We start from the raw sequence: 8,973 nt of genomic DNA, 5'->3' as shown, positions 1-8,973 counted from the left end.
TGCTCGCCGTTGGCAGTCTGAAAATCACCCTTTACGCCCCTCTCCGCGGCCACCCCCTCCACCGCCCCTCCCGCAGCGCGTCCCTCTCGCCTGGGAGGGGGAAGGGGTGGGCGGGGGCGTGGGGCGTGGGGCGTAGGGCGTGGGGTGGGGCCGGGGGGCGTGGGGCGTGGGGCGTGGGGTGGGGCCGGGGGGCGTGGCCCGTGCGCCGAAGGGTGCGGGTTGTGGGGGTGGCGGGCGGGGGACCGGGCAGCGGTCCCCCGACCGCCGGATCGGGGTGCGGCCCGCCCTGACTGCGGGCGGGCGGGCCGCACGTTCCGGGCCGGCCGGGCCGGGGGCGCGTCCGGGGTGAGCGCCTGCCGGTCCGGCCGGGGCCGGCCGGGTGGACGGCGGGCACGGGGGAGCCGACCGGCCACCCGGGGTTCGGGTGGTTGTGCGTCCTGCGGTTACTGCGGGGTGGTGCGGTCCGGGTGGGCGGCGAGCCCGGGGGGAGTCGCTCGCCGCCCACCCGGAGTTCTGGGGGTCATCTCCGGGCCGACTGCTCGTCCTCGGAGGGGCCGTTCCTGCTCGGACGGGCGTCCGGCGGGGTGGGTACGGCCGGTGGGTCCGGGATGGTCACGCCACCCTTGCCGGGCTTGGCACCGTTGCCGGTGTCTCCACCGTTCGCGTTGCCGTTGCCCTTGCCGTTGTGACTGGTCGGGCTCGGCTGTGCGGTGGGGTCCTGGCGGTCGCCGTTCGGGCGGGCGGGGGTGCCGTCGCAGAAGTCCGGCACTCCGTCCGCTCCGCCGACCGCCGCGATCAGCGGGGCGAAGAACGGGTCGGCGGCCAGTTGGCGGGGACGTTCACCCTTGTTCGTGCGGTCCGTGAAGCTCTGGCAGAGCGGGACCAGCGCGGGGGGTGGGGAGGCGTGGTCGCCGTGTCCGCCGGGCGGGGCGCTGGTGGCGGCGGGCGGGGCGACGCCGTGCGGAGGATCGGCCTGGGCGCCGGTGGACGGCCGGGTGGATCCGCTCGGGGAGGCGGTGCCCGGGCCGCCGGTGGTGCCGTGCGTGGAACTGGTCGGGCTGCCCGGGGCGGCCAAGGTGTGTTCCGGCTCGGTCGGGCCGCCGCCGAGGGCGGACGGCAGGTTCCCGGTGCCGGCGGCGACCGCGACCCCGCACAGCGCGGTGGCTCCGAGCACGGCGGCAGCGGCCTTCGTGCTGAAGGCCCTGGCCAGCGCGGCGGTTGCCATCGATCGTCTCCGGACGGGGGTCACTAGGGGGTCGGGCGTGAGACTCGCCTCCCGGAACGCGGCCAGCGCGGCCTCCTCCCCGGCCAGTTCCGCGGCCGTCGCCGGGGCGGCGGCCGCGGCCAGCACCCGGGCGAGCTGCCCGGGACCGTCCGGTCCGGTGAGCGAGGCGTCCTGCCCGGCCGACGGGCCGCCCACGGCACCGCCGAGCAGCTGCTCGGCGGCATCACGGTCGATCCGACGGGATCGGTTGGTGCTCATCTCATGTCCTTCAGCGTCGCGGCCCGGCGTTCTGTCACACCCTGCGGAGAAGTTTTTTTCGCGGGTTTTCCGGCGGCTTCCTCCGTGGGCTCCTTGGCGGCCGGGAGCCCGGCGCCGGGGACGAAGGGCTGCTCCAGCAGCTTGGCCAGTCGCCGCAGCCCCCGGTGGGCGGCCATCCGGACGGTGCCGGCCCGCTTGCCGAGCACCCGGGCGGCGCTCTCGGCGTCCAGTTCCATGACCACTCTGAGCAGCACCGCCTCGGCCTGGTCCCGCGGCAACCGGGAGATCAGCGCCAGTGCGTCGGCGGTGCCGACCGTGGTGAGCGCGGCGCGCGCGGTGTCGTCCCCGGCGGCCAGCTCGACCAGGTACTCGAACGGCAGGTCGGCGACCGGGCGGCGGCGCCGGGCGCGCAGGTGGTCCATCGCGCGGTTGCGGGCGATGGTGGCGGCCCAGCCGCGGAAGCCGTCCCCGTCGCCGGAGAAGCCGCGCAGGTCACGGGCGATCTGCAGCCAGGTCTCGGAGGCGATGTCCTCGGCGTCCTGCACGTCCTCCGGCCGTCCGCCGACCAGCACTCTCAGGTAGCGCAGCAGGCCCGGCTGGACGGACCGGAACAGCAGCCGGAACGCCTGTTCGTCCCCCTCCTGAGCGGCCCGGACCGCCTCGGCCAGGTCGGTGGGAGCGTGGTCCCCACCCGGTGGTGGTACTGGTCCGGACCGGCCGAGGGGGCTGCCGGTGCCCGCTCCGGGGCGTTCTGCACTCTGCACCCGCCACATGATGCGCCATCCGGGCGAACGGGTCGGCTCCGGTCGAAGGACCGCACCGGTCGGAGCCAGGGTCACGACGGAGACTGCCGTTCGCCCGGAGCCCCTGGAGACCGCCCCCACCCGGGTCGTCAGTGGACGAATGGATTCAGCCGCGAGCCGGCGGCGCCCGTAGTCCTGGTGCCCGTCCGGGTGGAGGCGAACGCACGACGGCAGGGAGCGCCGCGACGACGACTGCCCACGGTCTCCGCGCGGAGGGGGAGCCGTGGACGTTTCCTGCCGGATCGTCGCAGGTCAGCGGAGGTGTCACGGGCCGCGCAGTGACAACTGTCATGCGGATCCCGCAACGGACGGCACTGCTCCGACGGAGGGCCGGCCGGAAACACTGGAGGCACGACGCGGGCAGCGGCCCGCAGTCACCAGTCGGGGGAGGAACCCACCATGAGCAGCCAGACCGCCACCGTCGCCACCGCCGTTCCCGCCCAGGCCGCCGGGGCGCCCAACCCGCTGGCCTCCGGTCTGCGCCCGCTCGCCCTCGACGTGGTCGTCCCGCTGGCCGGGTACTACCTGCTGCACTCCGCCTGCGGCCTGAGCGAGTTCGCCGCGCTGGCCTGGAGCAGTGCCTTCTCGGCCGGCCGGACCGCCCTCGGCCTGCTGCGGGAGCGCGAGCTCAACCTGTGGTCCTCGCTGATGCTGGTGGTCAACCTGGCCGGCCTGGCGCTCACCTTCGTCACCGGCGACGCCCGGATGATGATCGCCAAGGACGGCCTGCTGAGCGGCAGCGTGGCGCTGACGATCCTGGCCTCGGCGCTGATCGGCCGGCCGGTGATGACCCCGATGCTGATGCCCTTCGTCACCAAGGGCAACCGGGACCGCGCCGCCGCCTGGCAGCGACTGGTCGAGGGCCGGGCGGCCGCCTCGCGGACCTTCCGCCGCCACGAGCAGGTGTTCGCCGGCATCTGGGGCACCGCCCTGCTGGCCGAGTGCGCAGCCCGGGTGGTCGGCGCCTTCACCCTGCCGGTGTCGACCATGGCCTGGCTGTCCACCGTGCTCCTGATCGGCGCGATCGTGGGCGGTTCGCTGCTCGGCCAGATCGCGGTCGAGCCGATCGAGAAGCTGGTGGAGGCCGAGACCGAGGCTCCGGCCGCCGCCTGAGCCCAACCCGGGGCCGCTGCCCGAACCGGTGGTTCCTGACCGCTCGAACGGTCAGGAACCATCGACGCCCCCCGGGAGTCCTGATAACGAGGGGGTAACGGACCCCCGACCGAGGAAACGGGGACTCCACCATGCGGACCGACGCGCTGACCACCATCGAGGACCGCACCCTCGCCTGGGACGGCTGCCTGAACGTCCGCGACCTGGGCGGACTGCCCACCGCCTCCGGCCGAGTGACCACCCGCGGCGCGATCGCCCGGGCGGACAACCTCGACCGCCTCACCCGCGAGGGCTGGGACGCCCTCCTCGACCACGGCGTCCGCACCGTGGTCGACCTGCGCGACGCCGAGGAGTACAAGCCGCTCCTCCCGCTCCCCGAGGACGTCGAACTGGTCCGCGTCCCCCTGGACGAACTGGCCGGCCCCGCCTGGTGGGACGCCCACGGCCGGCTGGACGGCACCCCGCTGGCCTTCCGCCCCTACCTGGAGCACTGCCCGCAGGCCGCCGCCGCGCTGGTCACCACGATCGCCGACACCCGGCCCGGCGGGCTGGTGGTGCACTGCGGCGCCGGCCGCGACCGCACCGGTCTGGCCGCCCTGCTGCTGCTCGCCCTGGCCGGGGTCGACCGGGCCGCGATCGCCGAGGACTACCTGCTGAGCGGACCCAACGTCCGCCCGCTGTACGGGATGCTCGGCCTGCCGGACCCGCACCGCCGGATCGACGCGGTGCTCGCGGAGGCCGGGACCACCGCGGAGGCAGCCCTGGCGGCCACGCTGGAGGGGCTCGACCCGGTCGGCTACCTGCTCGCGGCGGGGGTCACGCCGGACCGGATCGCCGCCGTCCGGGACCGGCTGCTGCCCGGCGCGTAGGGCGCGCCGGGAGCGTTCGACGGGACGCGACAACAATCTACCTACGGGTCGGCGTCAACTAATGGTTGACGATCCTCGGATCGACAACCTACGGTTGACGCATGGAGAATCCCGTTGTTCCCAACACCACTCCGCTGCGCCTCGACGACCTGATCGCCGCGATCAAGAAGGTCCACACCGACGCGCTCGACCAGCTCTCCGACGCGGTCATCGCCGCCGACCACCTCGGCGACCTCGCCGACCACCTGATCGGCCACTTCGTGGACCAGGCCCGCCGCTCCGGCGCCTCCTGGACCGACATCGGCCGGAGCATGGGCGTCAGCAAGCAGGCCGCCCAGAAGCGCTTCGTCTCCAAGGGCCCGGGCACCACGGCCGACCTCGACCCGGAGCAGGGCTTCGCCCGGTTCACGCCCCGGGCCCGCAAGGTCATCGTGGCCTCGCAGGAGGAGGCCAGGAAGGCGAGCAACCCCGAGATCACCGCCGAGCACATCCTGCTCGGCCTGCTCACCGAGCCCGAGGGCATCGGCCTCAAGGCGCTCGCCGCCCAGGGCGTCACCCCGGAAGCCGTCCGGACGGCGGCCACCGCCGCCCTGCCGGCCGCCGTCGAGCAGGCGATCCCCGCCCTGATCCCGTACGACGCACAGGGCAAGAAGGTGATCGAGCTGACCTTCCGCGAGGCGCTCAAGCTCGGCCACAACTACGTCGGCACCGAGCACATCCTGCTCGCGCTGCTGGAGTTCGAGAACGGTGAGGGCGTGCTCGCCGGGCTGAAGGTGGACAAGCCGGAGGCGGAGACCTTCGTCGCGGAGGCCATCGCCGCCATCATCGCCGCCCGGGACGCGGAGTCCGAGCAGCAGCGGTGAAGTCTCCGTCGGCCCGCCGTGCCCGGGGTGGAACTCCCGCCCGGGGCACGGCTCTTCCGCGTTCCGCTCAGAACCCGGAGACGTGGGTGGTGACGATCCGGACCCGGCCGTCGACGGCCGCTTCCAGTGCCGCCCGCAGCCGCGCCGAACGGGCCGGGCCGAGCAGGCCCGTCGCCTCCTCCAGCGGGACCCAGCGGTGGGCGTCCAGCTCACCGGCCGGCACGGTCACCGGGGTGCCGTCCGGGACGGTGCCGAAGTCGAACATGAAGTGCTGGGCGGGGTGGTCGAGTTCGTCCGAGGCGTGGGTCCAGGAGATGGCCAGCAGCTCGCCGGCCTCCTTGACGATGCCGGTCTCCTCCTCCAACTCCCGCTCGGCGCACTCGACCGGGCCCTCACCGAGGTCGATCGTCCCGCCCGGGAACTGCCAGTGCTCGCGGTAGCCGGCCTTCACGATCAGGATCCGGCCGGACTCGTCGCGCAGCAGGCAGCCGGCCGCCGCGTAGATCCGGGGCAGGGACGCCAGCCACTCCTCGCGGGATCTCAAGGGCTCAGCCGTCACGGTGTTCCTCCTGGGGCAGGGCAGTTCGGTCGACCCCACTCTGCCACCGCGGTTGCGATGCCGTTCGGACCGGACCGATGAGTCGGTGCCACCGCGACGGTCCAATCCGCGTGGAGACCGGAGCGGCCGAAGCCGTACTGACCTGTGACCTGGGTGCGCTGAGCGCCCCCGACCTGGCCGTCGTCGACGCCCTCGCCCGGCTGCGGCTCGCCGCCGGGCGGCACCGGGTGGGCGTGGTGCTGCTGAACGCGGGCGGCCCGCTGCGGGAACTGCTCGCGTTCAGCGGGCTCGCGGCGCTGCTGCCGGAAGCGGGCGATCCGCTGGACGCCGTGGAAGCGGCCTCCCCGGGCCGCCTATTCCGCGGGGAGCCGGGCCGGGAGGCCGAACAACGGGAAGAGCACGTCGGTGTCGAGGAAGTTGGTGAGCCCGGTGATCCGGCCCTCTGACACCTCCGGCACGATCAGCGCCCAGGGCTCGTGCCCGCCGTCCGGGCCCGGCCGGTACTGGGCCAAGGCCGGGCCGCCGTTGGCCGTCACCGGGAGCAGCCTGGACCCCCGGCAGCCGTGCCCCGGGCCCAGCATCCACGCCCGGATCTCCTCCTGGCCCCGCAGCCACATCGAGAACGGCGGCATGTTGAGCGTGACGTCCTCGTGCAGCAGCGCGGCCAGCCCGTCCATGTCGTACGCCTCGAAGGCGCGGACGTAGCGGTCCAGCAGCGCCCGGTGCGCCTCATCCATCGCGGGAGCCGGGCGGGTGGCCGAGGCGTCGGCGGCGAGCACCGCGCGCGCCCGCTGCAGCGCGCTGTTGACCGACGCGACGGTGGCGCCGAGCAGTTCGGCCACCTCGGCGGCCCTCCAGCCGAGCACCTCGCGCAGGATCAGCACCGCCCGCTGCCGGGGCGCGAGGCGCTGCAGCACGGCGACGAAGGCCAGCTTCACCGACTCGCGCTGGGCGGCCACCTCGGCCGGGTCCCCCGTCTCGGGGAGCACCCGGCCGTCCGGCGCGGGGCCGATCCACGTCACCTCGGGCAGCCGGGTGTCGCTCGCGGTGGCCACCGTCACCGGACCGGCGAGGTCCATCGGACGGGCGCGGCCCTTGCGGCCGTTCAGCGCGTCCAGGCAGACGTTGGTGGCTATTCGGTACAGCCAGGAGCGCAGCGCGGCCCGCCCCTCGAAGCCCTTGTGCCCGCGCCAGGCCCGGACCATGGTCTCCTGCACCGCGTCCTCGGCCTCGAAGACCGAGCCCAGCATCCGGTAGCAGTAGCCGGTGAGTTCGGTGCGGTACCGCTCCAGCTGGAGCTCGACCGGCTCCTCCGTGATCACATCGGCCATGGTGCGCCCCCGTCGTGCTGCCGCGTGCTGTCGAACGGGACGAACGTAGCGCACCCCACCGACAGCGGGCGGGGCGCACCGGGGAGGCTCCCTGACGCGAAATCAGGGAGCCTCCCCGGTGCGTCGATCGGGAGCTGCCGCGAGCGGGTCGCCGGTCAGTGGGCGGAGTGCTTCTCCGCGCCGCGGTGCCGGTGCCCCTTGAGCTCCGCGTGCATCGCCGGGGCGGAGGGCAGCATCGAGGACGCCGCCTCGCGCCCACCGTGGCGGAAGGCACCGCCGGCGGGGTTCCCGGCGGCGGAGGACAGCACGCCGGCCCGCGCCTTCGGCCCGAGCCGGCCGGGCGTGGTCGCCATCGCCCGGCGCTCCAGCAGTTCCTGGGTGCCCTGGCGGAACTTGGCGGTACTGCCCGCTGTTCGCTTGGTCATCGTCGACCTCCCTTCGGCGACCGCTGCCGGACGGATGCCGGCCGGAGGGCCGCACAGCGTTATGTCCGGATTTTAACCGGTTTGCAGGCCGGCGCCACCGCGCGGCCGGCGACGTGCTCAGCCCATGACCTCGTGGACGAAGCACCAGCGCCAGTCCTCCCCCGGCTCGTACGAGCGGATCACCGGGTGGGAGGTGTCGTGGAAGTGCGCGGTGGCGTGCCGCTGCGGCGAGAAGTCGCAGCAGCCGATGTGGCCGCAGTCCAGGCAGATCCGCAGGTGCACCCAGTCCCGACGGCCCTGGGCCAGGCAGTCGGCGCAGCCGTCGGCGGGTGGGAGGGGATCGATGTCCCGGGGTGCCACGGCGAGGTCTTCGCAGGCGCTCATGGTCGAAGGCTATGACGGTCGGGGCCGGACCGCCGCTTCAGGGCGCACCAGAGGTGGGGGCGGGGCGGGCGCGGTGCCGGGGAGCGGGGCGGGCGCGGCGTCGCGAAGCGGGGCGGGTGCGGCGCCGTGGGACGGCGCGGGCGCGGCGCCGTGGGCCGCGCCGGAGGCCGTCCAACTGGCCAGCAGGGCCAGCTTCTGGGCGGTGGGCGAGCCCGGCGGCGCGGTGTAGACGACCAGCATCTGGTCCGGCGAGCCGTTGACCGTCAGGGTCTCGTAGCCGAACTCCAGCTCGCCGACCAGCGGGTGCCGGAGCAGCTTCACGCCGCTCGTCTTCTCCCGCACCAGGTGGTCCGCCCAGAGTCGGCGGAACTCCTCGCTGCGCAGCGACAGTTCGCCCACCAGGGCGGCCAGAGCCGGGTCGTCGGGGTGCAGTCCGGCGTCCCGGCGCAGCTGGGCGACGGTCTCCGCGGCGACGGCGTCCCACTGGGGGTAGAAGTCGCGGGCGGCGGGGTCGAGGAAGGCGTCCCGGGCCTGGTTGGGCGGCGAACCAGCCGTGGCACCCGCGCGGCCGGAGAAACCGTTCACCGCGTCGCCGAGCGCGTTCCAGGCCAGGACGTCCATCCGGCGTCCCAGCACGAAGGCCGGCACCCCGGTCATCAGGTCCAGCAGCAGCCGCGTCCCCGGGCGGACCCTCCGGTCCCCCCGGGCCCGGTCGGCCGCGGCCTTCGGCGGGCGGTTCAGCGAGCGCAGGTGCGCCGCCTCGACCTGGTCCAGCCGCAGCACCCGGGCCACCGCGTCCAGCACCGCGTCCGAGGCACTGCCGCCGCGGCCCTGCTCCAGCCGGATGTAGTAGTCCACGCTCACCCCGGCGAGCTGCGCCACCTCCTCCCGGCGCAGGCCCTGCACCCGGCGGCGGCCGTGCGCGGGCAGGCCCACCTCCTCCGGCTGGATCCGGGCCCGGCGCGAGCGGAGGAAGTCCCCCAGGGTGTTCTCCATGCCAGGCAGGGTAGCTCCGGGCGGGCGGCGCGAGGGTGGCACCGCTCTTCCCAGGATGCCGGTTCCCCGGAAGGCAGTTCCCGGGAAGGCCGTTCCCCGGAACGACGTGGCCCTGGGTGGGCGCGCGGCACCGGCGCAGAGTGGTCG

The 8,973-nt window shown here is 74.7% G+C and carries 11 protein-coding genes; 4 read left to right on the top strand and 7 right to left on the bottom strand.

Features of this window, described 5'->3' with window-relative positions:
• Nucleotides 1-520 precede the first annotated feature (520 nt).
• Nucleotides 521-1,483 carry a hypothetical protein gene (locus tag ACH4J0_RS36150; RefSeq protein ID WP_396245411.1) on the bottom strand — a complete coding sequence of 321 codons (963 nt, stop codon included), beginning with the start codon at nt 1,481-1,483 and terminating at the stop codon, nt 521-523.
• Complete coding sequence (locus tag ACH4J0_RS36145; RefSeq protein WP_396245410.1) at nt 1,480-2,256, bottom strand: RNA polymerase sigma factor; 777 nt, start codon at nt 2,254-2,256, stop codon at nt 1,480-1,482. Before ACH4J0_RS36145 ends, ACH4J0_RS36150 begins: the two co-directional genes overlap by 4 nt.
• A 429-nt stretch (nt 2,257-2,685) precedes the next feature.
• On the opposite strand from ACH4J0_RS36145, the gene ACH4J0_RS36140 reads away from it, so the two are divergent.
• The 3 genes from ACH4J0_RS36140 (at nt 2,686) to ACH4J0_RS36130 (ending at nt 5,131) form a co-directional block, all read left to right on the top strand.
• A complete protein-coding gene (locus tag ACH4J0_RS36140) occupies nt 2,686-3,399 on the top strand; it encodes a VC0807 family protein (RefSeq protein ID WP_396245409.1) in 714 nt (237 codons plus the stop codon).
• Between the two features lie 131 nt (nt 3,400-3,530).
• Nucleotides 3,531-4,268 carry a tyrosine-protein phosphatase gene (locus ACH4J0_RS36135; protein WP_396245408.1) on the top strand — a complete coding sequence of 246 codons (738 nt, stop codon included), beginning with the start codon at nt 3,531-3,533 and terminating at the stop codon, nt 4,266-4,268.
• 101 nt (nt 4,269-4,369) lie between these two features.
• Entirely contained in the window at nt 4,370-5,131 is a 762-nt protein-coding gene (locus tag ACH4J0_RS36130) for a Clp protease N-terminal domain-containing protein (protein WP_396245407.1), read from the top strand.
• Nucleotides 5,132-5,198: 67 nt separating this feature from the next.
• On the opposite strand, the gene ACH4J0_RS36125 is transcribed toward ACH4J0_RS36130, so the two are convergent.
• The gene (locus tag ACH4J0_RS36125) at nt 5,199-5,690 is read right to left on the bottom strand and encodes an NUDIX domain-containing protein (RefSeq protein ID WP_396245406.1); all 492 of its coding nucleotides are present in this window, start codon (nt 5,688-5,690) and stop codon (nt 5,199-5,201) included.
• 110 nt (nt 5,691-5,800) lie between these two features.
• Between ACH4J0_RS36125 and ACH4J0_RS36120 the strand changes: the two genes are divergently transcribed.
• On the top strand, nt 5,801-6,136 hold the full coding sequence (locus ACH4J0_RS36120) for a hypothetical protein (protein WP_396245405.1): 336 nt from the start codon (nt 5,801-5,803) through the stop codon (nt 6,134-6,136).
• On the opposite strand, the gene ACH4J0_RS36115 is transcribed toward ACH4J0_RS36120, so the two are convergent.
• The 4 genes from ACH4J0_RS36115 to ACH4J0_RS36100 all read right to left on the bottom strand — a co-directional run bounded on the left by ACH4J0_RS36115 (nt 6,044) and on the right by ACH4J0_RS36100 (nt 8,826).
• A complete protein-coding gene (locus ACH4J0_RS36115) occupies nt 6,044-7,021 on the bottom strand; it encodes a sigma-70 family RNA polymerase sigma factor (RefSeq protein ID WP_396245404.1) in 978 nt (325 codons plus the stop codon). The two genes, ACH4J0_RS36120 and ACH4J0_RS36115, sit on opposite strands and share 93 nt — an antisense overlap.
• 155 nt (nt 7,022-7,176) lie before the next feature.
• Nucleotides 7,177-7,446: a hypothetical protein gene (locus ACH4J0_RS36110; protein ID WP_396245403.1), complete on the bottom strand. Its 270-nt coding sequence runs from the start codon at nt 7,444-7,446 to the stop codon at nt 7,177-7,179.
• Nucleotides 7,447-7,563: 117 nt separating this feature from the next.
• On the bottom strand, nt 7,564-7,830 hold the full coding sequence (locus ACH4J0_RS36105) for a UBP-type zinc finger domain-containing protein (RefSeq protein ID WP_396245402.1): 267 nt from the start codon (nt 7,828-7,830) through the stop codon (nt 7,564-7,566).
• A gap of 9 nt (nt 7,831-7,839) precedes the next feature.
• Complete coding sequence (locus ACH4J0_RS36100) at nt 7,840-8,826, bottom strand: helix-turn-helix transcriptional regulator (RefSeq protein ID WP_396245401.1); 987 nt, start codon at nt 8,824-8,826, stop codon at nt 7,840-7,842.
• Nucleotides 8,827-8,973 lie beyond the last annotated feature (147 nt).

Source organism: Kitasatospora sp. NPDC017646, from assembly GCF_044329365.1.
Lineage (GTDB): Bacteria > Actinomycetota > Actinomycetes > Streptomycetales > Streptomycetaceae > Kitasatospora.
The sequence above is the reverse complement of the archived record's forward strand: the minus strand, read 5'-3'. Positions and strand labels throughout refer to the sequence as shown.

Bases quoted from the DNA above. Each gene is read 5' to 3' on its own strand.
- ACH4J0_RS36130 (WP_396245407.1), top strand. From the start codon at position 4,370: ATGGAGAATCCCGTTGTTCCCAACACCACTCCGCTGCGCCTCGACGAC.
- ACH4J0_RS36150 (WP_396245411.1), bottom strand. From the start codon at position 1,483: ATGAGCACCAACCGATCCCGTCGGATCGACCGTGATGCCGCCGAGCAG.
- ACH4J0_RS36145 (WP_396245410.1), bottom strand. From the start codon at position 2,256: ATGTGGCGGGTGCAGAGTGCAGAACGCCCCGGAGCGGGCACCGGCAGC.
- ACH4J0_RS36140 (WP_396245409.1), top strand. From the start codon at position 2,686: ATGAGCAGCCAGACCGCCACCGTCGCCACCGCCGTTCCCGCCCAGGCC.
- ACH4J0_RS36100 (WP_396245401.1), bottom strand. From the start codon at position 8,826: ATGGAGAACACCCTGGGGGACTTCCTCCGCTCGCGCCGGGCCCGGATC.
- ACH4J0_RS36110 (WP_396245403.1), bottom strand. From the start codon at position 7,446: ATGACCAAGCGAACAGCGGGCAGTACCGCCAAGTTCCGCCAGGGCACC.
- ACH4J0_RS36135 (WP_396245408.1), top strand. From the start codon at position 3,531: ATGCGGACCGACGCGCTGACCACCATCGAGGACCGCACCCTCGCCTGG.
- ACH4J0_RS36105 (WP_396245402.1), bottom strand. From the start codon at position 7,830: ATGAGCGCCTGCGAAGACCTCGCCGTGGCACCCCGGGACATCGATCCC.
- ACH4J0_RS36115 (WP_396245404.1), bottom strand. From the start codon at position 7,021: ATGGCCGATGTGATCACGGAGGAGCCGGTCGAGCTCCAGCTGGAGCGG.